At 54.7% G+C, this 23,473-nt stretch carries 21 protein-coding genes and 1 riboswitch; of the genes, 11 read left to right on the top strand and 10 right to left on the bottom strand.

All coding sequences use genetic code 11. From position 1 onward, the window contains the following. Nucleotides 1-74 precede the first annotated feature (74 nt). Nucleotides 75-1,184 (top strand): iron-sulfur cluster carrier protein ApbC, encoded by a 1,110-nt coding sequence (gene apbC / locus IM313_RS21860; protein ID WP_028013834.1) that lies wholly within the window; start codon nt 75-77, stop codon nt 1,182-1,184. 93 nt (nt 1,185-1,277) lie between these two features. Here apbC and IM313_RS21855 read toward each other — a convergent pair whose 3' ends face one another. Next, complete coding sequence (locus IM313_RS21855) at nt 1,278-1,757, bottom strand: GNAT family N-acetyltransferase (protein WP_045259769.1); 480 nt, start codon at nt 1,755-1,757, stop codon at nt 1,278-1,280. Beyond that, nucleotides 1,708-2,040, bottom strand: a complete 333-nt coding sequence (locus IM313_RS21850; RefSeq protein ID WP_008500887.1) for an RcnB family protein — start codon at nt 2,038-2,040, stop codon at nt 1,708-1,710. Before IM313_RS21850 ends, IM313_RS21855 begins: the two co-directional genes overlap by 50 nt. A 475-nt stretch (nt 2,041-2,515) precedes the next feature. Here IM313_RS21850 and IM313_RS21845 point away from each other — a divergent pair, with 475 nt between their 5' ends. The 4 genes from IM313_RS21845 (at nt 2,516) to IM313_RS21830 (ending at nt 6,869) form a co-directional block, all read left to right on the top strand. Beyond that, nucleotides 2,516-3,655, top strand: coding sequence for a polysaccharide export protein (locus IM313_RS21845; RefSeq protein ID WP_192971292.1), 1,140 nt, complete (start codon nt 2,516-2,518; stop codon nt 3,653-3,655). Further along, nucleotides 3,655-4,104 (top strand): protein-tyrosine-phosphatase, encoded by a 450-nt coding sequence (locus IM313_RS21840; protein WP_028013831.1) that lies wholly within the window; start codon nt 3,655-3,657, stop codon nt 4,102-4,104. The genes IM313_RS21845 and IM313_RS21840 overlap by 1 nt, the downstream gene beginning before the upstream one ends. Beyond that, entirely contained in the window at nt 4,104-6,278 is a 2,175-nt protein-coding gene (locus tag IM313_RS21835) for a polysaccharide biosynthesis tyrosine autokinase (protein ID WP_192971293.1), read from the top strand. The genes IM313_RS21840 and IM313_RS21835 overlap by 1 nt, the downstream gene beginning before the upstream one ends. Before the next feature lie 75 nt (nt 6,279-6,353). Beyond that, a complete protein-coding gene (locus tag IM313_RS21830) occupies nt 6,354-6,869 on the top strand; it encodes a protein disulfide oxidoreductase (RefSeq protein WP_192971294.1) in 516 nt (171 codons plus the stop codon). Nucleotides 6,870-6,905: 36 nt separating this feature from the next. On the opposite strand, the gene IM313_RS21825 is transcribed toward IM313_RS21830, so the two are convergent. From IM313_RS21825 to IM313_RS21815, 3 genes are all read right to left on the bottom strand, one after another. Beyond that, complete coding sequence (locus tag IM313_RS21825) at nt 6,906-8,372, bottom strand: aspartate aminotransferase family protein (RefSeq protein ID WP_192971295.1); 1,467 nt, start codon at nt 8,370-8,372, stop codon at nt 6,906-6,908. Between the two features lie 18 nt (nt 8,373-8,390). After that, a complete protein-coding gene (locus IM313_RS21820; RefSeq protein ID WP_014884533.1) occupies nt 8,391-9,767 on the bottom strand; it encodes a diaminobutyrate--2-oxoglutarate transaminase in 1,377 nt (458 codons plus the stop codon). A gap of 343 nt (nt 9,768-10,110) precedes the next feature. After that, on the bottom strand, nt 10,111-11,118 hold the full coding sequence (locus IM313_RS21815; RefSeq protein ID WP_193034335.1) for a LacI family DNA-binding transcriptional regulator: 1,008 nt from the start codon (nt 11,116-11,118) through the stop codon (nt 10,111-10,113). A 237-nt stretch (nt 11,119-11,355) separates the two neighbouring features. On the opposite strand from IM313_RS21815, the gene IM313_RS21810 reads away from it, so the two are divergent. Next, nucleotides 11,356-12,597 (top strand): MFS transporter, encoded by a 1,242-nt coding sequence (locus IM313_RS21810; RefSeq protein ID WP_028013826.1) that lies wholly within the window; start codon nt 11,356-11,358, stop codon nt 12,595-12,597. Between the two features lie 17 nt (nt 12,598-12,614). Next, the gene (locus tag IM313_RS21805) at nt 12,615-14,048 is read left to right on the top strand and encodes a glycoside hydrolase family 32 protein (RefSeq protein ID WP_192971297.1); all 1,434 of its coding nucleotides are present in this window, start codon (nt 12,615-12,617) and stop codon (nt 14,046-14,048) included. 49 nt (nt 14,049-14,097) lie between these two features. Here the strand turns inward: IM313_RS21805 and IM313_RS21800 are convergent, their stop codons facing one another. Together IM313_RS21800 and IM313_RS22650 are read right to left on the bottom strand one after the other, a co-directional pair. Then, a complete protein-coding gene (locus IM313_RS21800) occupies nt 14,098-14,568 on the bottom strand; it encodes a hypothetical protein (RefSeq protein WP_192971298.1) in 471 nt (156 codons plus the stop codon). Nucleotides 14,569-14,741: 173 nt separating this feature from the next. Next, nucleotides 14,742-15,797, bottom strand: coding sequence for a YadA C-terminal domain-containing protein (locus IM313_RS22650; protein WP_226837324.1), 1,056 nt, complete (start codon nt 15,795-15,797; stop codon nt 14,742-14,744). A gap of 642 nt (nt 15,798-16,439) precedes the next feature. After that, nucleotides 16,440-16,536, top strand: a riboswitch (TPP riboswitch). Between the two features lie 35 nt (nt 16,537-16,571). Here IM313_RS22650 and thiM point away from each other — a divergent pair. The 3 genes from thiM to IM313_RS21780 are packed head-to-tail and all read left to right on the top strand — an operon-like array spanning nt 16,572 to nt 18,928. Continuing rightward, entirely contained in the window at nt 16,572-17,342 is a 771-nt protein-coding gene (thiM, locus tag IM313_RS21790) for a hydroxyethylthiazole kinase (RefSeq protein ID WP_192971299.1), read from the top strand. Then, a complete protein-coding gene (gene thiD, locus IM313_RS21785) occupies nt 17,339-18,139 on the top strand; it encodes a bifunctional hydroxymethylpyrimidine kinase/phosphomethylpyrimidine kinase (RefSeq protein WP_192971300.1) in 801 nt (266 codons plus the stop codon). The genes thiM and thiD overlap by 4 nt, the downstream gene beginning before the upstream one ends. Nucleotides 18,140-18,181: 42 nt before the next feature. Further along, nucleotides 18,182-18,928 (top strand): GntR family transcriptional regulator, encoded by a 747-nt coding sequence (locus tag IM313_RS21780; RefSeq protein ID WP_028013821.1) that lies wholly within the window; start codon nt 18,182-18,184, stop codon nt 18,926-18,928. Here the strand turns inward: IM313_RS21780 and IM313_RS21775 are convergent. Genes IM313_RS21775 through IM313_RS21765 form a run of 3 tightly spaced genes read right to left on the bottom strand, consistent with a single transcriptional unit; the run spans nt 18,902 to nt 22,130 of the window. Beyond that, the gene (locus IM313_RS21775) at nt 18,902-19,855 is read right to left on the bottom strand and encodes a PfkB family carbohydrate kinase (protein WP_192971301.1); all 954 of its coding nucleotides are present in this window, start codon (nt 19,853-19,855) and stop codon (nt 18,902-18,904) included. The two genes, IM313_RS21780 and IM313_RS21775, sit on opposite strands and share 27 nt — an antisense overlap. Then, a complete protein-coding gene (locus IM313_RS21770) occupies nt 19,852-20,856 on the bottom strand; it encodes an ADP-ribosylglycohydrolase family protein (protein WP_192971302.1) in 1,005 nt (334 codons plus the stop codon). Before IM313_RS21770 ends, IM313_RS21775 begins: the two co-directional genes overlap by 4 nt. Continuing rightward, entirely contained in the window at nt 20,853-22,130 is a 1,278-nt protein-coding gene (locus IM313_RS21765) for a nucleoside permease (protein ID WP_063437105.1), read from the bottom strand. The genes IM313_RS21770 and IM313_RS21765 overlap by 4 nt, the downstream gene beginning before the upstream one ends. A 250-nt stretch (nt 22,131-22,380) precedes the next feature. Between IM313_RS21765 and fbaB the strand changes: the two genes are divergently transcribed. Further along, entirely contained in the window at nt 22,381-23,433 is a 1,053-nt protein-coding gene (gene fbaB, locus IM313_RS21760) for a class I fructose-bisphosphate aldolase (protein ID WP_008500869.1), read from the top strand. The last annotated feature ends 40 nt before the right edge of the window (nt 23,434-23,473 follow it).

Below are 23,473 nucleotides of genomic sequence, written 5' to 3'. Positions count from 1 at the left end.
AGTAAGCACAAACCACGGCCTTTCAGGTAAACTTGTTTGTCTAAGGTCTTATTCACAAGAACAAAGGAGTCGGGATGAGTTCTCAATCCCAGGCCAAATCACCGGAAGCCTTACGAGCAATGGTCGCCGGGACGCTGGCTAACTTTCAGCATCCAACCCTGAAACATAACCTCACTACGCTGAAAGCGTTGCACCACGTCGCGTGGCTGGACGATACGCTGCACGTTGAAGTGCAGATGCCGTTCGTCTGGACCAGCGCCTTTGACGCGCTGAAAGAGCAGACCAGCGCCGAGCTGCTGCGCATTACCGGTGCGAAAGCGATTGACTGGAAGCTGAGCCACAGTATCGCCACGCTGAAACGTGTGAAAAATCAGCCGGGCGTCAATGGGGTGAAAAACATCATCGCCGTGAGTTCAGGTAAGGGTGGGGTGGGTAAATCCTCTACCGCCGTCAACCTCGCGCTCGCGCTGGCGGCGGAAGGGGCAAAGGTCGGTATTCTGGATGCTGATATCTACGGTCCGTCTATTCCAAACATGCTGGGTGCGGAAAATCAGCGCCCAACCTCGCCGGACGGCACGCATATGGCGCCGATCGTGGCGCACGGTCTGGCGACCAACTCCATCGGTTACCTGGTGACCGACGATAACGCCATGGTCTGGCGCGGCCCGATGGCCAGCAAAGCGCTGCTGCAGATGCTGCAGGAAACGATGTGGCCGGATCTGGATTATCTGGTGCTGGACATGCCGCCGGGCACCGGTGACATTCAGCTGACGCTGGCGCAGAACATCCCGGTAACGGGGGCCGTTGTGGTCACCACGCCGCAGGATATCGCGCTGATCGACGCCAAAAAAGGCATCGTGATGTTCGAGAAAGTGGAAGTGCCGGTGCTCGGCATCGTCGAGAACATGAGCATGCACATCTGCAGCAACTGCGGACACCATGAGCCTATCTTTGGTACGGGTGGGGCGGAAAAACTGGCAGCGCAGTATCACACCCAGCTGCTGGGGCAGATGCCGCTACATATTTCCTTGCGTGAAGATCTGGACAGCGGGAAGCCGACGGTCGTCAGCCGTCCGGACAGCGAGTTCGCTGAGATGTATCGCCAGCTGGCGGGGCGCGTTGCGGCGCAGCTGTACTGGCAGGGTGAAGTGATCCCGGGTGAAATCGCCTTCCGCGCGGTGTAACCCCCCAGCGCTGGATTGCCGGGTGGCGGCTTCGCCTTACCCGGCCTACGAAATACGATTTTGTAGGTCAGGTAAGCGAAGCGCCACCTGACTTTACCCAAGCCGGTAATGCATAAGATAGTACTCTCCCTCAGGAGAATTCCCCGTCGCCTCAATGTGCCAGCCGTGCCGCTGGTAAAACGTAATAGCCCGCGCATTTTTCACCAGACACTTGAGTGAGCCCGTGCTGGTAAACGTCTTCTGTACGTGCTCAAGCAACACATGTCCGACGCCCAGGCTCTGATACTGCGGGTCGACAAACAGGTTGTGCAGAAAATTATCGTTCGTCCAGACTGAGGCGAAGCCAAGTCGGTGCCCATCCTGCTCCGCCACCCAAATCTCTTCGTCCAGGGTTGCCGCGTCAAAATCTTCAAGCTGCCACGCAGAACTGTCCAGCCACGGCCAGGCTTCACGCCGGGCGTGGAGGTAGAGCGTACGCAGGAAAGGGCGGTCGCTCTCCTGCCACGGACGGATTACGATCGTATCAGCGATGATAGAAAATATCTCCATTGTAGGCTTTGTAGATTTTGCCATCTGCATCGCCAATCAGGACGTAGTTTTCGCCCATGTAGGTCCAGTGGGTACCGGCATCCGGTGCCGGAAGGTTACGCAACTGGTACTGTTTAATGGTGTACTCCGGCGTTTGATACTGCGCCGGTGCCGTATCGCCGATTTTAAACTTCGTGAAATCGGCGATGAACTCTTGTTCTTCATAGGCCTTGATGCCCGATGGCGCAGCGGCGGTTTGCGGGGCAGAAAACGCGGAGCCCGCCAGAGACAGTAATACACCCAGAAGCAGCAATTTACGCTTAGCCATTTTTTCTCCAGTGATATTGTTTCAGAGACTTTCGTCTGCAGGGCACGCAGCACAAGACAGACGGTCTATTTTAAGTATCAAAGCATGATGCTTTTGATAAAAAATGTAACAAAAGTGGAGGGGTTTGGGTAGTCGATAACGGTGATGCTCATCATTGCGGTGAATGTTGATTGTGCGGAATATTTGTTATTTTTATTATTTTATTAATCTATTCTGAAAATAAGTTTATACGTCAAAATAGCACCGTTAAGCGAATGCTTTCGTAAGGGATAACATTTAATATCGCGGCGCATAAAGTATTATTACTCTCCGTTTTCTTGCGCAATTGTGCGCTGTTTTTTAACTTTTTAAACAACAGCGAACGTGTGTTTTACAGCATCGCGGGGAAATAATAAATAACTATATTTCAATGACTTGCTTGCTTTCTTTTGCGAGTTAACTACCCAGCGCAACGATAAATCAACATTTTATATAAATGAAAAATACAACTGCTCTTTTACTGTCCTTTCTGACGCTCAGCCAGCTAACAGGATGTGTATTTTCACCAGGCCAGAACTTAAGTCTTTCCGGGAAAAAAGTCACTACCGGTGAGGAAATTAACGATCCGCTGGACAAACGCGTGGAAGTTTTTCCTTTAACCCCTGGATTGATTGAAAAACTTCGCCCACCCGTTTCTAAATCTCAGGCAAATCCTACTCTGGATGAGCAGCTCAAAAACTGGGAATACCGCATTGGCTCAGGGGACATTTTAACGGTCACCGTCTGGGATCACCCTGAACTCACGACGCCCGCAGGGCAGTACCGTAGCGCGAGCGAAGCGGGTAACTGGGTTAACGCCGATGGTACGCTTTTCTACCCCTACGTCGGCAAGCTGAAAGTGGCGGGCAAAACGGTTTCGCAGGTACGTGAGGAGATCACCGCGCGGCTGGATGAGGTCATTGAGAGCCCTCAGGTGGACGTCAGCGTTGCCTCCTTCCGTTCTCAAAAAGCCTATATCACCGGAGAGGTTGAGAAATCGGGCCAGCAGCCAATAACCAATATTCCATTGACGGTAATGGATGCGGTGAACGCCGCGGGCGGTCTCTCTGCGGATGCCGACTGGCGTAACGTCGTGCTCACGCATGATGGCCAGGACTCGCGCCTTTCACTCTATGCTCTGATGCAACATGGCGATTTAACCCAAAATAAGCTTCTTTATCCGGGCGATATCCTGTTTGTTCCCCGGAACGACGCGCTGAAAGTGTTTGTGATGGGCGAGGTGGTTAAACAGAGCACCCTTAAGATGGATCGTAGCGGCATGACGCTGGCCGAAGCCCTGGGGAATGCAGGCGGGCTGAACCAGAATATGGCCGATGCAACCGGGATTTTTGTTATTCGCCCGGTTTCACGAAAAGGCGAGAAAGATAAAATCGCCAACATCTATCAACTCAATGCGGAAGATGCCTCAGCCATGGTGCTGAGCACAGAATTCGAGCTGGAACCGTACGACATTGTCTATGTCACGACGGCACCGCTTTCACGCTGGAATCGTGTGATCGCCCAGCTGGTACCCACCATCAGTGGCGTACATGACCTGACCGAAACCGTCCGTTACATCAGGTCGTGGCCGCAATAATGTTCAATTCAATTCTCGTGGTTTGCACCGGCAATATTTGCCGTTCACCGATTGGTGAGCGGCTGTTGCGCCAGCAGCTACCCGACGCGCAGGTGACCTCGGCAGGTATTTTCGGGCTTGAAGGACGCCCGGCGGATGCGACTGCAAAAGCAGTCGCATTACGTCATGGCGTTTCGCTGGAAGGTCACGTGGCGCGTAAGGTCACACGTTTTCTGTTACAAAAATCCGATTTGATTCTGGTGATGGAGCCAGAGCATCTCCGTTTTATTGCCTCAGTGGCGCCGGAGAATCGGGGGAAATCGCTGTTGTTTGGTCAGTGGCTGGAAACAAAGGACATACCCGACCCGTATCGCAAAAGCCGGGAAGCCTTCGAATATGTTTTCGAGCAGTTAGGAAAAGCCAGTCAGGAATGGGCTCGTCGTTTGCGTCAACAAGGAATGAAGCAGTAATGTCGTCTCATAAATCAGACAAATTTGGTGCTGCGACACCGCATGATAATGAAATTGATCTCATTCAGCTGTTGGCTGAGATGTTTGATCATCGGGTAATGATAGCGTGCATCACGCTCCTGTTCACCGTATGCGCCGGGATCTATGCGTATAGCGTCACACCGATCTATCAGGCTGATGCCCTTGTGCAGATAGAAGCGAAGCAGGACAACTCGTTGCTCAAAAGCTTAAGCCAGTTTGGTACCGATCTTTCACCTGATGTTGCGCCCGAACTCTTGCTGCTCAAGTCGCGGATGATTCTGGGAGAAACCGTTGATAAGCTGGGGCTAACGTACAGCGTCAAACGGCGCGTGCTGCCCGTCATTGGGCCGCTGCTGGAACGAGGGCATAAAGCCGATGAACTGACAATTGGCGCGCTTACTCTTCCTCTTCTGGAAGACAAGCCACAGGAACTTTTACTGACCGTTCAGGAGCAGGGCCGGTATCACCTCGAAGGAAAAACGCTTGAGGCTGATGGCGTTGTTGGGAAAACGCTGGTTAAAGACGGAGTAACGCTGCTTGTCACCTCGCTCAGTGCGGCACCAGGCACCCGGTTTGCCCTCAAAACCGTCACAAAGCTTGAAGCAATTAACGCCCTTCAGCGCCGACTCATTGTTTCTGAGTCGGCGAAGCAGAGCGGAATTATCACCTTAACGCTGACGGGCGAGGACCCTGACAAGATAGCCGTGGTGCTCAACACCATTGCTGAAAATTATCTCAGCCAGAATATTGCGCGCCAGGAAGCTAAAGATACCCGCAGCCTGACGTTTTTACAGGACCAATTACCTAAAATCAGGCGCGAACTGGATGAAGCAGAAGCACGACTGAACGCCTACAGAGAGCAGCGCGATTCTGTCGATCTATCTCTTGAGGCGAAGACGGTTCTCGATCAGGTTGTTAATGTGGAAAATCAGCTTAACGAGCTGACGTTCCGCGAAGCAGAAGTTTCTCAGCTTTTCAAAAAGGATCACCCAACATATCGCGCCTTACGGGAAAAAAAACAGACCCTGGAGCAGGAACGTACGCGCCTGAATAACCGCGTCTCATCCATGCCTTCAACGCAGCAGGAAATTTTGCGTTTAAGCCGTGACGTTGAGTCCGGGCGCACCATCTACCTGCAGCTGCTGACGCGTCAGCAGGAGCTGAATATCTCGCGCTCCAGCGCCATCGGAAACGTGCGGATCATTGACCCGGCAGTAACGCAGCCTGGACCCGTCAAACCGCACAAAGTGATTATCATTGTGTTCGGTATGCTGGTGGGATTGATGCTCTCTGCAGGAACGGTGTTGGTGCGCTCTGCGTTTAAACGGGGCATCACCTCGTCTGAACAGCTGGAAGCGCAGGGAATGCCTCTTCTGGCTACGCTCCCGCGTTCAGTGTGGCTATGGAAAAAAACGCATTTGCGCAGAAAGACGCTGTTTGCTTCCCACTGGAAGCACAGGACGTCAAACGTACCTTTCCTGCCCGTTGACCGTCCGGCGGATATATTTGTCGAGGCGGTGCGCGGGTTACGCACCAGTCTGCATTTTACCATGATGAATGCCGTTAATCGGATAGTGGTGATTTCAGGCCCTTCGCAGGACTGCGGAAAGACTTTGGTGAGCACCTCGCTGGCGTCGATTGCCGCTCAGGCAGGTCAACGGGTACTGTTTATTGATGCGGATATGCGCAAGGGATATGTTCACAATATTTTCAAACTGAACAACCAGCATGGGTTGTCCGGCGTGCTGGGGGGAAGCGTAGAGTGGCAGGATGCGATTCAACGCTTCGAGAAAGGTGGCTTTGATGTCTTGACCTGTGGGCCTCAGCCTTCGCATCCTGTCGAGCTGCTCATGAATGAGCGCTTCCAGACGGTAATGTCACGAATAGACAAAGAGTACGACATCGTGATTGTCGACACGCCACCGGTGCTGGCCGTGACGGATGCGCTACTCGTCGCCAGAGCCGCGGCAACCACGTTGCTGGTTGCCCGTTTCGGTAAAACCAGCGTCAAAGAGATCGAAAACTGTCGGAAGCGTCTGCAGCAGATGGGCGTCCAGGTTGAAGGCGCGATTCTCAATGATATTGTGAAATCCGCTGCGTTCTATTACCACTCGGGTTATAGCCATTACAACTACGGCTATACCCCGGAATAAAGTGACGCGACACTTCTTTACAGCATGACGCCGAATAGCCCGCTAAGATGACCTCCGTTAAATCGAGAGGTCATAATGGATAACCGTAAATTGAGTCGCCTGCGCCGCTGGGCGCGGGAAGGGATCATACTCATTCTGCTTACGCTGGCGGTTATGTGGGGCGTGGATCAATACCGAAAGCCGTCATTACCCGCCAGCTTTAGCGCAACGCCTATGCAGAGCATCGACGGTAACATTCACGATATCTCGGCGCTCAGCAAGGAGCGCCCCCTGCTGATTTACGTCTGGGCAACCTGGTGCAGCATCTGTCGTTATACGACACCTGCGATCGATAAGCTGGCAAAAGAGGGTGGTAACGTCGTGAGCATTGCCATGCGCTCCGGTGACGATGCAAAGCTCGCTCGCTGGGCTGAAAAGAAAAACTTGAGTATGCCGGTGATTAACGATGCAAACGGTGCCGTGTCGCAGCAGTGGCAGGTGAGCGTAACGCCGACGCTGGTGATTGTGTCAAAGGGGAAAGTAGTCAGTACCACAACGGGCTGGACGAGCTACTGGGGATTGAAAATCAGAATGTGGTGGGCAGGCGTATAAAGATAACCCCTCTTCCGACGGAAGAGGGGTTTTGTATTACTTCGCGAGAACTTCCTGCGCGGTGCGCTCAACCAGCGACAGCAGGATTTTGATATCTTCCAGCGTCACGGTTGGGTTCAGCAGAGTCAGCTTCAGGCAGGTGATGCCGTTATGCTCGGTCACACCGACGTTTGCACGGCCGGATTCCAGCAGCGCATCACCAATTTTCTGGTTCAGCAGGGCGATGCCCGCGTCGTCCATCTGCACCTGGCCACGGAAGCGGAACAGCACGCTTGCCAGCTGTGGCTGCATAACCAGTTCCAGAGCAGGCTGCTCTTTCACGTAGGCTGCAACCTGCTGCGCCAGCGTTACGCCGTGATCGATGATCGCCGCGTATTGCTCCTGACCCAGCGCTTCCAGGCTCATCCACAGCTTCAGCGCGTCGAAACGACGGGTGGTCTGCAGAGATTTGGACACCAGGTTAGGCACGCCCGCTTCTTCGTCGAACTCAGAGTTCAGGTAGGCCGCCTGATAGCGCATAAGCTCATAGTGACGCGCTTCTTTTAGCAGGAACGCGCCGCAGCTGATGGTCTGGAAGAACTGCTTGTGGAAGTCCAGGGTGACGGAATCCACCAGCTCGATGCCGTCCAGGTAGTGACGATACTGATCGGACATCAGCAGCGCGCCGCCCCAGGCCGCATCAACGTGTACCCAGATGTTCTGCTTCGCCGCCAGTTCAGCAATGGCACGCAGCGGATCGATAGCACCGGCATCGGTAGTACCTGCCGTCGCGACGATGGCCAGAATCTGCTCCCCGTTCGCGTTGCACTGCTCGATTTTCGCCGCCAGATCGCTCAGATCCATGCGGGAGAACTCGTCGGTTTTCACCTGCACTACGGACTGATAGCCCAGGCCCATCAGCGCCATGTTTTTCTGCACGGAGAAGTGCGCGTTCTCGGAGCACAGCACGCGAATTTTGCGCAGATCGCCCACCAGACCGTCCTGCTGAACGGAGTGGCCCTGACGCGCGAAGAATGCGTCACGCGCCAGCATCAGACCCATCAGGTTGCTCTGGGTACCGCCGCTGGTGAACACACCCGCGTCGCCAGCCTGATAACCCACGCGGGTACGCAGCCACTCGATCAGTTTGATCTCAATAATGGTTGCGGACGGGCTTTGATCCCAGGAGTCCATACTCTGGTTAGTGGCGTTGATCAGCACTTCCGCCGCCTGGCTTACCACCAGGCTTGGGCAGTGCAGGTGCGCCACACACTGCGGGTGATGAACGGACAAGCTGTCTTTCAGGAAGAACTCCACGGCGCGTTCAATCGCCGCTTCGTTGCCCAGCCCTTTCGGGTTGAAATCCAGCTTAATACGGTCGCGCAGCTCCGCGACCGTTTTGCCCTGGTACATCTCAGGCTGCTTCAGCCACTGCATCACAGCCTGAGTGCTTTGTTCAATCGCCTGCTGGTAAGCTTCAATGCTCTGCGCAGAGGAGAACAAAATTGGGTTTGAATCTGACATCGTAATCAACTACTCCGGTTACGCCGGGCGAACGCCCGCAGCAAGCAGTGCCTGCTCGAATTTATCCAGGAAGATTTTCAGCTCTTCGTCGCTGATCAGCAGGGAAGGCAGCAGGCGCAGAACGATACCGTTACGACCACCACGCTCCAGAATCAGACCGGCTTCAAAGCACTTCTTCTGAATCAGCGCAGACAGCTCGCCGTCGCCAGGGAAGCAGCCCATATGGTCAGCAGCTTCGTGTGGCTTAACGATCTCGATACCGATCATCATGCCCAGACCGCGCACGTGACCGATGACCGGATAACGTTTTGCCATCTCTTTCAGCTGGCCTTTCAGCCATTCGCCCTGTGCAGCCACTTTGCCCGCGATGTTCTGGTCTTTCAGGATCTTCAGCGTCGTCAGGCCGGTTGCCATTGCCAACTGGTTGCCGCGGAAAGTACCGGTGTGGTGGCCTGGCGCCCATGCGTCGAACTGCTTTTTGATACCGAGCACGGCCAGCGGCAGACCGCCACCAACCGCTTTAGACATCACGATGATGTCTGGCTCGATGCCCGCGTGTTCGAAGGCGAAGAATTTACCGGTACGGGCAAAGCCAGCCTGAACTTCGTCGAGGATCAGCAGAATGCCGTGTTCCTGAGTCACTTTACGAATGCGCTGCAACCACTCAGCCGGAGCCGGGTTCACGCCGCCTTCGCCCTGAACGGCTTCCAGGATCACCGCGGCAGGTTTACGCACGCCGCTTTCAACGTCGTTGATCAGGTTGTCGAAGTAGTAAGTCAGCGCTTTCACGCCCGCTTCACCACCGATACCCAGCGGGCAGCGGTACTCGTGCGGGTAAGGCATGAACTGCACTTCTGGCATCATACCGTCAACCGCTTCTTTCGGAGACAGGTTGCCGGTCACGGACAGTGCGCCGTGGGTCATGCCGTGGTAACCGCCAGAGAAGCTGATGATACCGCTACGGCCGGTCACTTTTTTCGCCAGCTTCAGCGCCGCTTCAACGGCGTCGGCACCGGATGGACCGGTGAACTGCAGGCAGTACTCTTTGCCCTGACCAGGCAGCAGAGAGAGCAGATATTCAGAAAACGCGTCTTTCAGAGGCGTAGTCAGATCCAGAGTGTGTAACGGCAAGCCGCTGGTAATGACATTTTGGATGCTTTTCAGCACATCAGGATGGTTATGGCCAAGCGCAAGGGTCCCTGCGCCTGCTAAACAGTCAAGGTATTCTTTATTATCTGCATCGGTGATCCACACGCCTTCTGCTTTAGTAATCGCTAAAGGCAGTTTGCGCGGATAACTCCTGACGTTAGATTCAAACTCGGCCTGACGGGCCAGATAGGTTTCGTTGCTTTTGTGGGCATCTACGGTGTCAATACGGACTTTATCCGTCATCATATCACTCCTACAACCGCCGCTTCGCTATGAGCCACGATTGAATAAAAAGTTAAAAAACAGATGGGGCCTGAAAAAAACGCCGCCAATATAGAGCCTTTTGTCACGGGGCTCAATGGTTAATTTGTTTACTGTTTTGTGACATGGAGCACAGGAGAGGTAATATCACCATTTTTAAAAAGAAAATTGCACTTTATTGGCAATAAAAACAATTGCTTATTCGGCGTTTGTTTGGGTTGTTAAATGACAGAAAAGAGTGTGACAAATCGTGCCATTGGCTGACAAAAGAAGGGGGTATGCTGCCTTCATACCCCCTTCTTTTTCCATCAACGACAAAAAGCGGTAGTCACATGGCGCGCGCAATGGAATCACGCATTAAAAATGGACTTTCAACGCGCGTCGTTTCCCGGTGTTGTTCACCGTTAATAATGTGCAGGGCGCTCAGGCGACCAATTTCGTAGTGGGGCAACTGAACCGTTGAAAGAGGCGGCAAAAACAGCTCGCCAATGCCCACCATATTGTCATAGCCGATAACCGCGACATCCTCAGGGATGCGAAGCCCTTGCGCCAGCAGCGTCTGGTACACCATAAACGCGATCCGATCGTTACCGCAGATAACGGAATCAAACCGCGGGATGCCGTTCCGGATACGTGCCAGCAATGCGGACGGAATATCACGATAATGCTCATCCCCGTGCGCCATATATTCATGTTCCAGGCTGTCCGGGTCGATTCCGGCTTCACGGCAGGCGCGTTCAAGCCCCTGACGGCGCCGGGTTGTGGCCAGATGGCCCACAGGTAAATGCAGACACAGGGGCTGCCGATAGCCTTCTGCGAGTAATGCCCTGACGGCGGCGTACTGCCCCTGTTCATCATCCGGGATATAGCTGGCGACCTTTTCACCGACACTCTCGCAGTTGGCCAGCACGCAGGGGAGGGTGAGCAGCTTGGCAGGAAGAGGAACCTGACGTAACCCCATCGTGGTGTAGATAATCCCGTCAGGCCGGTGGGAGAGCAGAAGATCAACAATGGCATCCGGATTGTCGTCAGCAAACATATTCATGACGAAGCTATTCCAGCCGTGCATCCTGGCCGTCTCTTCAATGGACAGCGTAATCTCCACCGAAAAAGGTGTCGTGACCGTATCGAGCGCCAGCACGCCTATGGTTTTAGGCGAAGCATTCGCGCCGCGTATTTTCTTGGCGGACAGATCGGGAACGTAGCTGGTTTGCTCGATAGCCCACTGTACGCGCGCCAGCGTTTCCGGTTTAAGGCGCTCCGGGCTGTTAAGCGCGCGGGAAACCGTCATCAGCGATACGTTAGCCAGCTTTGCGACGTCCTTCAGGGAAGCCATTTTCTTACTCCGTTTATGCTCTGTGAGAGGGTATACAACTAAGTCGCTGATGTAAAAGGAAGGCTGATGACCAGGTTAAGTCATGCTTACCTCAGTTATGAATTTATGATCGCGATCTCACTTCCTTAATGTTAACGTTAACTTTCGTGATTAACATCTTAAATCTTCATCAGGCAGCATGAGAAAGCATGGATGTTAACGTTACCATTGGGGTCATTACTCCAACACGAGAATGCCATGATGAAAACGCATCACTCTCACAGCTATCCCTTACTGAGCGCATTACTGTTTTTCTTTTTTGTCACCTGGTCATCTTCCGGTTCGTTGCTCTCTATCTGGCTCCACCAGGAAGTGGGGTTAAAAGCGGGGGATACGGGCGTTATCTATGCCGTGCTTTCCGTCTCCGCGCTGTTTGCTCAAATCTGCTATGGATTTATTCAGGACAAACTCGGCCTGCGCAAAAACCTGCTCTGGTTTCTGACCAGTCTGCTTATTCTTTCCGGTCCGGCCTTTTTGCTGTTTGGCTATCTGCTGCAAATTAACGTGTTGCTGGGCAGTATTTTCGGCGGGATTTTTATTGGCCTGACGTTTAACGGTGGGATTGGGGTGCTGGAATCCTATACCGAACGCGTGGCCCGTCAGAGCCAGTTTGAGTTTGGCAAGGCGAGAATGTGGGGATCGCTTGGCTGGGCGGCGGCAACCTTTTTTGCGGGGCTCCTGTTTAACATCAATCCGAAGCTGAATTTCGCTGTCGCGAGCGGCGCCGGGCTGGTGTTTTTTGTTTTGCTCGCGCGCCTGCGGGTCTCTTCCGCACCGCATGCCATGCAGGAAGCGGTGTCCGGTGGCAAGGTGACGCTGGAAGACGCATTGCGCCTGCTGACGCTACCGCGTTTCTGGGCGCTGGTGTTTTTTGTTATCGGCACCTGCATTTACGGCGTTTACGATCAGCAGTTCCCGGTCTATTTCTCATCACAGTTCCCGACGTTGCAGGAAGGTAACGCCATGTACGGCTATCTCAACTCCTTCCAGGTTTTCCTTGAGGCGGCGGGCATGTTTTGCGCCCCGTGGCTGGTGAACCGCCTCGGCGCGAAAAACGGCCTGATATTCGCGGGAATGGTGATGGCAATGCGTATGGTGGCATCTGGTCTGGTTGAGGGGCCGGTGCTCATCTCCATTACCAAGCTGCTGCACGCGGTAGAACTGCCCGTATTGCTGGTCTCGGTATTTAAATACAACAGCTTACATTTTGATAAGCGGCTCTCTTCCACGCTCTATCTGGTGGGCTTTGCCTGTACAAGCTCGGTGATTGCGTCTGTGCTGTCGCCGCTGGCGGGTTACAGCTATGAGAAATACGGCTTTGCCCAATCCTATCTCATTATGGGGCTGTTAGTGTTCAGCACCACGCTTATCTCCATCTTCCTGTTGCGCTCGGGTAAGTCTTCTTCTGACCCGCTCATGCCGCAACCCTCCACTATCTGACTGAAAAGAGTAAACAAATGATGTATTCCATTGCCAAAGCTGAACAATCATTACAGGCCAAACGCGGCGATCTTAACCTGCGCTGGTATCCGCGTTACCACCTCGCCGCGCGGGCCGGTTGGATGAACGACCCGAATGGTCTGGTGTGGTTTGACGGCTGGTATCACGCGTTCTACCAGCATCATCCGTACTCGACCCAGTGGGGGCCGATGCACTGGGGCCATGCGCGCAGCAAGGATTTAGTTCGCTGGGAACACCTCCCGGTGGCGCTGGCACCGGAAGGGCCAGAAGATAAGGACGGCTGTTTTTCCGGCTCGGCGGTGGTGGATGGCGATACGCTGGCGCTGATTTATACCGGCCACAAATTCCACGGCGATCCGGATGACGAGGCTAACCTTTACCAGGTGCAGTGCCTGGCAACCAGCCGTGATGGCGTTCATTTTACGCGACAGGGAACGATCGTTGACACGCCGCCTGGGCTGCATCACTTTCGCGATCCAAAAGTGTGGCGTGAAGGGGAGCGCTGGTACATGGTTGTCGGCGCGCGGGATGGCGAGACGGGCCAGGTGTGCGTTTACCGTTCTGACGACCTGCGCGAATGGCAGGATATGGGCGTGCTTGCGGTGGCCGAAAAAGATATGGGTTATATGTGGGAATGCCCGGACTTTTTCACTCTCAACGGCAAACGCGTGCTGATGTTTTCACCTCAGGGGCTGGCTGCGGAGGGATTCAAAAATCGCAATCTTTTCCAGAGCGGTTATCTGCTGGGGGAGTGGCAGCCCGGCCAACCTTTCGCGCGTGAAGGTGAGTTTGTGGAGATGGATAGCGGGCATGATTTCTATGCGCCGCAAAGCTTCCTGACGCCTGACGGCCGCCGCATCGTTATCGGCTGGCTGGACATGTGGGAATCTCCCTTTCCGGAACAGCAGGACGGGTGGGCTGGCATGCTCTCTTTACCGCGCGAGCTGATGCTAAGCGCGGATAACCGCCTGCAGATGCGGCCAGCCAGAGAAGTGGAAAGCTTGCGGGGAGCGTGGTTCCCCTGGCCGGTGAGCACGCTCAACAATCAGCAGATCGTTCAGGTGGAAAGCTGCGATGCGATGGAGGTCATTCTGCAGTGGGACTGTGCTAACAGCAGCGCGGAGCAGTACGGCATTCGTCTTGGCGACGGATTCCGTCTCTACGTTGATGCGCAGATGCAGCGCCTGGTGCTGGAGCGTTATTATCCGCAGTATGGCCTGTGCGGTACCCGAAGCGTCGCGCTGAACCTGAACGACACGCTAAGCCTGCGCCTGTTCGTTGACAGCTCGTCAGTGGAAGTGTTTATCAATGAAGGGGAGGCGTGCCTGAGCAGCCGCATTTATCCTGATGAAGGGGCGCGCGAACTGGCATTGTTTGCCTGGACGGGAACCGCATCGCTTATTGAGGCCGGGGCGTGGCAGCTAGAGTAATACGTTAAGGCCTGAAAATTAAAAAGGCGACAGGTGTCGCCTCTGTTTTCTATTTAATCTTTGTTGCGTAGCCTTCAAACTTTCCTTCTTTACTCACCGCTAATTTGCCTTTAGCAGGATAGTAAATGAAGGTGTATAGCCCTTGTGAATAAACTTTTGCCTGAGGCTCATTTTCATCCAGCGCGCCCAATACGCCATCGACATCCAGGATCTCGCCTTTAATTGTGATCTTCATTCCTTCCCATTTAAAGGCGTGTACCGCTTTGGCCGCCTGAGCATGTTGTTTCGCGTCTTTTTTATCCCAGATACCCGTACCCGCTGCGGCATCACGCGCGTTCGCCCATGCTGCGTTTTGTGCGACTTCATTATAAGCATTCTGGCGATTTTGCTCAGCCAGGTAGCAGGTATCTTTGCTAATGCCCTGGCGTTCACATTCGGCCATGCGCTGAGCAGGTGAAGTACACGCAGAAAGCAGGATGGCAGCGCCAGCTATTAATACCGCTAAGAGTGACTTTATCATTACGATGATACCTTTGGTGAAATATATTCTATAGAAGAAGGTTTAATAGCCGCAAATATAATAAGCCTGATACATAATACCTAACCATGCGCCAACGATAATAAGCATCAGGTACACTATTACAGAGATAACAATGTATTTTGTCATACTGGTTATTTATTAAAAGCCAATCCCTACGCCGACTGAAGCCCCATATTATTTGCTGTGTCATCAGAGAAGCTCACTTTACCAACCATATGTTCGTTAAAGTTAACAGACGCCCCAACCGCTAACGCGCTTTCACCGTTGTAAGTCGCACCGCCAGCCGAGAACATCACGCGCTGATTTGTTTGCACCTGAGGTAAACCGGCCATCGCCATCGCGCCGCTGATACCCGCGTTTGCTTCTTTCTTGTTATTATCGACTTCCTCACGCAGCGATTTAAATTGCTGGTTAGTGTTGTTATTCAGAGCCTGTAATGTCTGTTTGGTCGCCTGCAGCTCCTGAGCCTCGGCCGTAACCGCCTGACTATTAGTAGCGACTTTAGCCTGTGTTGCCGTGTCTACCTGCGTGCGTGTCACAGTGGTCATCACGCCATTTTTTCCATCTTTGCCGTCTTTACCATTCGCTCCGTCACGTCCGTTAATTCCGGCAACGCCCTGTGCGCCGGTATCGCCTTTCTCACCCTTAGCGCCGTCTTTTCCATCAACGCCGTTAGTTGGTTTTGGTGCATTCTCAAGAGCTAACAGGCGGCCATCTTGTATACCGTTAGTAGCTTCAACAGTTGCAAGGCGGCTATCCTGGACAGCGTTAACAGTTTCAATATTAGTAATTGCAGTTCCGTTAGTCAGCACGCCCTGTAACGCCGCATCACCTTTTTTATTAGCGGTGTCAGCAAGAGCGCCTGCTAATTTAGCTTCATGATCGACACCAGAGACAGAAGTCTGAAGAGAGGAAATATTATTGGCGTTAGTGCTGATATTACCATTACTTGCGTCAATCTCGTTTTGCATCCGCTCACGATCGCCTTGTAAGTTATAGATCTGCCCGTCTTGTTTTACATTCTCAGCTTTCATATTATCCAGATTATAAGCGGTTTTGTCAGTGCCCTGAACCTGAATAAAAGTACCTGAATTGAATACGTTATCGTTAAGGTTTATGTTTACATCAGCTGCTTGAGTTACGTTCATAGAGCCAGTGAAAATAACACCAAATACAAAAGCAGTAACGGCATTTTTAACAACTTTCATTTGTAAAACACTCATCATTTAAAAAGTAAAAATGGGCAAGGCTGGCTATCCTGGCGTGTTGATGTAACGTCTGGTTACGCCCGATTAAAATAACGGAGTTACGTTAAATTTTGAATAAATAACTTAATTCGTAACGTGCAGTAACTATCAATTAATGCGATCTTTTGGATATTGATCTAAATCATAAATGGCATGAATATCCAAAGTGAATTTTTAAGAGGTGAAGGGAAATATCTCAATGTTTACATTAACTTATAAGATGAGGGGCCAAACGCGAGTTTCGCGGTAACCCCTTGATTGAGAGGCTAAATGTTTAGCAGGGTTAAACGGTTTGTGGATTACTTTATATTTCATTCGAAATAAGTTTTAATGATTAATGAAACGTAAAAGAGACTGACTGAAAGCGGAAAAAATTATGTTGTTCGAGCTATTTTTTACACGCTGAAAAAGTGGATGTTTTTTGGACGTAATGGAAATGTAATAACGAATGGCGTTGATTTAAAGAAGTGGCATAATAGTTCTGTAATTATCGCTGCTAGCCTTTTCTTTCGCACCAACCCTGCGTGAAGAAGCGATCCCCACAAGGGCGCTTGCGTCAGCCAGCAACTTCCCCTAATCTGGAAAAAAGTAAGTCAATTCTTACCAAATGACTCGGGGTGCCCTTCTTTGTGAAGGCTGAGAAATACCCGTATTACCTGATCTGGATAATGCCAGCGTAGGGAAGTCAGATGCCTTCCCGGTCATCGCTTCTTCACGCAAGGCAGGAGCGAACCCATGCAGCCTGACCTGCTCGATTTACACGTTTTACACCACTTCCGTACCCGTTCTCCGCTGACTCATTGTATGACCAACGATGTCGTACAGACCTTTACGGCCAACGTTTTGCTGGCCCTTGGCGCATCCCCGGCGATGGTGATTGAGGCCGAAGAGGCCGAACAGTTTGCCGCGATAGCCGATGCGCTGTTAATCAACGTCGGCACGCTGACCGCACCGCGCGCCCAGTCGATGCGTCGGGCGATTGAAAGCGCGGTGGCGGCAGGCAAACCCTGGACGCTGGACCCGGTTGCGGTGGGTGCCCTGACGTTCCGCACCCGTTTTTGCCATCAAATTTTGGCCCTGAACCCGACCACCATTCGCGGCAACGCCTCCGAAATCCTGGCTCTGGCCGGAATGAGCGCGGGCGGGCGCGGCGTTGATACCACCGACACCGCCGCCAGCGCGTTGCCTGCCGCTCAGGCGTTGGCCCGCCAGACCCATGCCATTGTGGTGGTCACCGGCGAGGTGGACTACATCACTGACGGAGAGCGGACCCGAACGGTAACGGGCGGAGACCCGTTAATGACGCGCGTAGTGGGCACCGGGTGCGCGCTTTCTGCCGTTGTGGCGGCGAGCAGCTCGCTGCCGGGGGACCGGCTGGATAACATTGCTGCCGCCTGCGGATGGATGAAGCGGGCCGGAACGGTCGCCGCTGCGCAGTCGCATGGCCCGGGCAGTTTTACCAGCGCCTTCCTGGATGCGCTCTATACGCTGGAGGAACAGGCATGAAGCGGATTAACGCCCTGACCATTGCCGGCACCGACCCCAGCGGCGGCGCGGGCATCCAGGCCGATCTGAAAACCTTCTCGGCCCTTGGCGCGTACGGCTGCTCGGTGATTACCGCGCTGGTGGCGCAAAACACGCGCGGCGTGCAGTCGGTCTACCGTATCGAGCCGGATTTTGTTGCCGCGCAGCTGGATTCGGTGTTCAGCGACGTGCGGATTGATACCACCAAGATCGGCATGCTGGCCGAAACGGACATTGTGGAGGCGGTGGCCGAGCGGCTTAAACGCTATCAGGTGCAAAACGTGGTGCTGGATACCGTCATGCTGGCAAAAAGCGGCGATCCACTGCTCTCCGCCTCCGCCGTTGAGACGCTGCGCAATAAGCTGCTGCCGCAGGTGGCGCTCATCACGCCCAATCTGCCGGAAGCCGCCGCGCTGTTAGGCACGCTGCACGCGCAAACTGAACGCGAAATGAAAGAGCAGGGGTATGCGCTGCTGGCGATGGGCTGCGGGGCGGTGCTGATGAAAGGCGGTCATCTGGATGACGCTGAAAGCCCGGACTGGCTCTTTACCCGCGACGGCGAGCAACGTTTTACGGCTCCGCGCGTACAGACCAAAAACACCCACGGCACGGGGTGCACCCTCTCCGCCGCGCTGGCGGCGCTGCGCCCGCGGCATGACGGCTGGGCTGATACGGTGCGAGAAGCGAAAATCTGGCTCTCGGCGGCGCTGGCAAAAGCCGATACTCTGGAAGTCGGTCACGGTATTGGGCCGGTTCATCATTTTCATGCATGGTGGTAACCCAGTATACTGGCAGGAAACACCACGCCTGAGAAAACAGAGATGGAACAAGCGCATACCCGGTTAATCGCTCAACTGACTGAACGGATCGCCGCGCCTGACAACACGCCGCTGTACCTGAAATTTGCCGAAACGGTAAAAAACGCGGTGCGCAGCGGCGTGCTGGAGCACGGGAACATTTTGCCCGGCGAGCGCGATCTGAGCCAGTTAACCGGCGTGTCGCGGATCACCGTGCGCAAAGCGATGCAGGCGCTGGAAGCCGAGGGCGTTGTCACGCGTGCCCGGGGTTACGGCACGCAAATTAACAACATCTTTGAATACTCGCTCAAGGAAGCGCGCGGGTTCTCTCAGCAGGTGGTGCTACGCGGTAAAACGCCTAATACGCTGTGGGTCAATAAACGCGTGGTGAAATGCCCGGAAGAGGTGGCGGGTCACCTGTCGCTGGAGCCGAACAGCGACGTCTTTTTGCTGAAGCGTATTCGCTATGTGGATGACGATGCGGTGTCGATTGAAGAGTCCTGGGTGCCGGTTGGGCTCATTCCCGAACCGGATGCGATAGGAATTTCGCTGTACGACTACTTCCGCAGTCAGAATATCTTCCCGCAGCGCACCCGTTCACGGGTCAGCGCCCGCATGCCGGACAGCGAGTTTCAGGCGCACATTAAGATGGACGAAAAAATACCGGTGCTGGTGATCAAGCAGGTTGCGCTTGACCAGCAGCACCGGCCGATTGAGTACAGCATCAGCTACTGTCGCAGCGACCTATACGTCTTTGTGTGCGAGGAGTAATTCCTCACGAGTGGGCGCGCAGTCGCCGCCGCGATGGCTCACCACCCAAGACGCCACGGCATTGCCCAGCAGAACGGCGTCTGCCAGCGACCATCCCGCCGCCAGCCCGGCAAGCGTGCCGCCCGCGTGGCTGTCGCCAGCGCCAATGGTGTCCACTACCGTGGCGGGGAACGCCGGAACAACGCCCGATGCGTCGCCGTCATACCAGGCAGCACCGTCTTTATCATGCCGCACAATCAGCGCGGCGCCGAAGCGCTGCTGCCACTCCTCGCCCAGGTTTTCAGCCTCAACGCCCAGCCTTTCAGCAGCGAGCTCCGCTTCCTGACGATTAAGCGACACGATCGGCCTGCAGGTCATAATCCGCGCCATCAGCGCGTCGGGGATATCCGCGATGCGTGGGCCGAAATCGATAAGCGCCGTCACGTCCTCCAGCCCTTCAAGCCAGCCCGTCAGCAGCTCGCCGCACGGCGAGGCCAACTGGTAGCCGGAGAGATAAACCAGGCTATTTTGCGGGACGTTTAGCTCGTCAAGCCAGCGCTGCTGCCACTGGTTCTCGACGCCGCTAAAGGACATAAAGGTGCGCTCGCCGTCAGGCTCCACCAGGGCCAGACACCAGCCGTTGTCGCCGGTTTCAGCCTCCACGGCGCTGTGCAGATCCTGCTTCGCCATCGCGTTACGAATAATATCCGCCCACACGCCGTGGCCGACGGGAAGGGCGTTTTGCGCCACAATGCCGAGCCGTTTCAGGGCGATGGCGATATTCAGCGCGCAGCCGCCGATATTCACCCCCTGCTGTTTAAGCTCGATATCACACCCGCGCCAGGGCAGGGCGTAGGCGTCGGCGATGACGTCAATCACCGCCGCGCCCAGTACCGTCACCGGGCGCGTGGCGTGCAGGGTGTCGAGACGTTGGGCAAAAGAATTCATACGCCCTCCCTTTGCTCCCTGAAGTGCAGCAGTTTTTCACAGTAGTGACCGAAATCGAGCTGATTAACGGCGTCGAGTTCGGCTTTGAGCGCCGGGTCAATGGCCTGCACGCCGTGGAGCGCGCCGCAGATGGCCGTCGCCATCGCGCCAATGGTGTCGGTATCGCCACCCAGATTGGCACATAAAATGGCGCAGCGGTTCGGGTCGGTTCCCGCCAGCTCCACCATCGCGATGGCTGCCGGAACGGACTCAATGGTGCTGGTACCTGCGCCAGTGAGCTGATAAATCTGCTCGCTGGCGGAGTCGATGCCGTTGGCGTCCCGCACGGTCTTAAGCGCCAGCTCAATGCGCGCCGCGAGCGACGCGCTGAAGGTGGTGGTTTTCGCCTCCTGCGCATAGCGGGCGATCCCCGGCAGGGCATCGACGATGTTCTGCCAGCGTTCCCCATCGATGGCGCGGGAAACCGCCCATGCAATCACCACCGCGCCGGCAATCGCGAGATCCGATTTATGCGTCGGGCTAGAGGCCTGCGCCACCTGGCCCACAAAGTGCTCCAGCCGCGTCGCCGGGAGCAGGCAGCCCAGCGGGGAGGCGCGCATCGCCGCCCCGTTAGTCACGCCGTTGTTGTCCAGTTCGCTGACCGGCTTCCCGTCACGAATCGCGTTAAGCGCGATTTTGGAGGTCGGGCCGAGCACGTTCTTGTTAAACGCGTCGAAGTCGAGCGCCCAGTTCAGGATATGCTTGCCGATAACGTCCGCGTTAATCTCCCCATCGCACTCGATGATCGCATCGGCCAGGCACAGCGCCATCGAGGTGTCATCGGTGAACTCTGCCTGTTTGAAATAGCAGGCCGCGTTATTCTCTGCCGGGCCGGGTAAAAAACGGTCGATCCAGCCGAAGTGCGCCTTGACGCGCTTTCTCGGCCACAGCTCCGACGGCATGCCCATCGCATCCCCTAACGCCTGGCCGTAAAGGGCCCCGAGAATACGGTCTTGTTTCATTTAACTTCCCCTTGTGTCAGCGCGGTATCGCCATCAACCACCTCAATTGCGGTGATCTCTTTATCCGATTCGCGGAAAAACAGCATAAACAGCACGGCAATCACGGCAATCATGACTGCACCAAATGTCCACATTCCGGCCCAGTTGAAGGTCAGCCCATTCACCGGCTCTTTGTAAGCGAACATTTTTTCCATCATCACGCCGCCCAGGCGGTAACCCAGCAGGCTACCAAACCCCTGACAGCACAGCGTAATCAGGCCTTGCGCGGCGGTGCGCATGTGCACCGGCGCTTTTTTATCCACGTAGATGTACGCGGTCACGTAGTAGAAGTCATAGCTCACGCCGTGCAGCAGGATGCCGAGGAACAGCAGGGCGTAGGTGAAGTACTGCTCCGCACCGCCATAGACGAAGAAGCCGTAGCGGATGGCGGCGGTAATCAGGCCCAGCAGTAAGACCTTCTTAATACCAAAGCGTTTGGTAAAGAACGGCAGGGCGAGCATAAAGAAGATTTCAGAGAACTGGCCGAGCGTCATCCAGCCGGTGGCGTTTTTCATCCCCACTTCGGTGAGATAGCCGTTGGCGAAGATGTAGTAGAAGGCCAGCGGCATGGCGAACAGGAACGAGCAGAAGAAGAATACCAGGAAGTTTTTGTCGCGCAGCAGGACCAGCGCATCCAGCCCCAGCATGACTTTGAAATCCAGCTTGCCGGTACTTTTCGGCGGCGTGTTCGGCAGGAACAGGGCAAAGACGCCGAGCAGGGCGGAGCTGGCTGCGGTCATCAGCAGCGGAATATTGGTATCGGAAATATCGCTGTAGCCGAGCATCTGTGGCAGGAACCCGCACGCCAGCCCCGAGGCGATCCAGCCGATGGTGCCCATCACGCGGATACGCGGGAAATCAGCCTCAACGTCGTCCACGTTCGCGAAGGCAATGCTATTGGTCAGCGCGATGGTCGGCATATAGGTCAGGGAATAGACCAGCAGCAGCGGGAAGAAGGTGTTGAACTGGGTTTGCTGCGCGGCGAAGTACATCAGGATCGCGCCGGCGAACATCAGCACCGACAGCACTTTCTGCGCGGCGAAGAAGCGGTCCGTCAGCGAGCCGACCAGGATAGGAGAGAGGATCGCGGCAATCGCGGTACAGGCGTAAGACCAGCCAATTTCCCCGGCGGTAAACCCGCTTTTGCTCAGCCACAGCCACAATGGCACAAACCACGCGCCCCAGATAAACCATTCAACAAACATCATGAATGACAGTTGGACTTTCGTTTTCATTTTTTAATCCTGCATGTCAGATAAGGTACGCCTTTAACATACCACTCAATAATACCTTTTAAATACCTTTGTGGCGATTGTTTGATCAATGTAACAGTTTTGTTGTACACGAATCGAGCCAGCAGATTGTGCTGAAAAAAAATGCATATGGTGGAAAATCTGTTAAGTCGGTACCAGGCTTAGTCTGCCCATAAAAGATGGGACTGGATAAACACACACCGACACGACGTCGGATTTACGGGAGTATCACATGACTGATATTGCGCAGTTGCTTGGCAAAGACGCCGACAGCCTTTTACAGCATCGTTGTATGACCATTCCAGCCGACCAGCTTTACCTGCCTGGCCACGACTACGTTGACCGCGTGATGGTGGATAACAACCGTCCGCCAGCGGTTCTGCGAAATATGCAGACGCTCTATAACACCGGGCGACTCGGTGGTACGGGGTATCTCTCTATTCTGCCGGTGGACCAGGGCGTTGAGCACTCGGCGGGCGCCTCTTTCGCGGCGAACCCGCTCTACTTCGATCCGAAGAACATTGTTGAGCTGGCGATTGAAGCGGGCTGTAACTGTGTAGCCTCCACCTACGGCGTGCTGGCTTCGGTTTCGCGTCGCTATGCCCACCGCATTCCGTTCCTCGTGAAGCTGAATCACAACGAAACTCTCAGCTACCCCACCGAGTATGATCAGACCCTCTACGCCAGCGTCGAGCAGGCGTTCAACATGGGGGCGGTGGCGGTCGGGGCGACGATTTACTTCGGCTCTGAACAGTCCCGTCGTCAGATTGAAGAGATCTCCGCAGCGTTTGAGCGCGCGCACGAGCTGGGCATGGTTACCGTGCTCTGGGCCTACCTGCGTAACTCGGCGTTCAAAAAAGACGGGGTGGATTATCACGTCTCCGCCGACCTGACCGGCCAGGCGAACCATCTGGCGGCCACCATCGGCGCGGACATCGTGAAGCAGAAAATGGCGGAGAATAACGGTGGCTATAAAGCGGTGAACTTTGGCTACACCGACGATCGCGTTTACAGCAAGCTGACCAGCGATAACCCGATCGACCTGGTGCGCTACCAGCTGGCGAACTGCTATATGGGTCGTGCAGGGCTGATTAATTCCGGCGGCGCGGCGGGCGGTGATACCGACCTGTCAGACGCGGTGCGTACGGCGGTTATCAACAAGCGCGCGGGCGGCATGGGGCTGATCCTTGGCCGTAAGGCGTTCAAGAAATCAATGGCCGACGGTGTGAAGCTGATCAATGCGGTTCAGGACGTCTATCTGGACAGTAAAGTCACAATTGCCTGACGTCTCCATCTCCCTCTCCCTGTGGGAGAGGGTTGGGGTG

Source organism: Enterobacter cloacae complex sp. P2B, from assembly GCF_014895985.1.
Classification (GTDB): domain Bacteria; phylum Pseudomonadota; class Gammaproteobacteria; order Enterobacterales; family Enterobacteriaceae; genus Enterobacter; species Enterobacter bugandensis.
The sequence above is the reverse complement of the archived record's forward strand: the minus strand, read 5'-3'. Positions and strand labels throughout refer to the sequence as shown.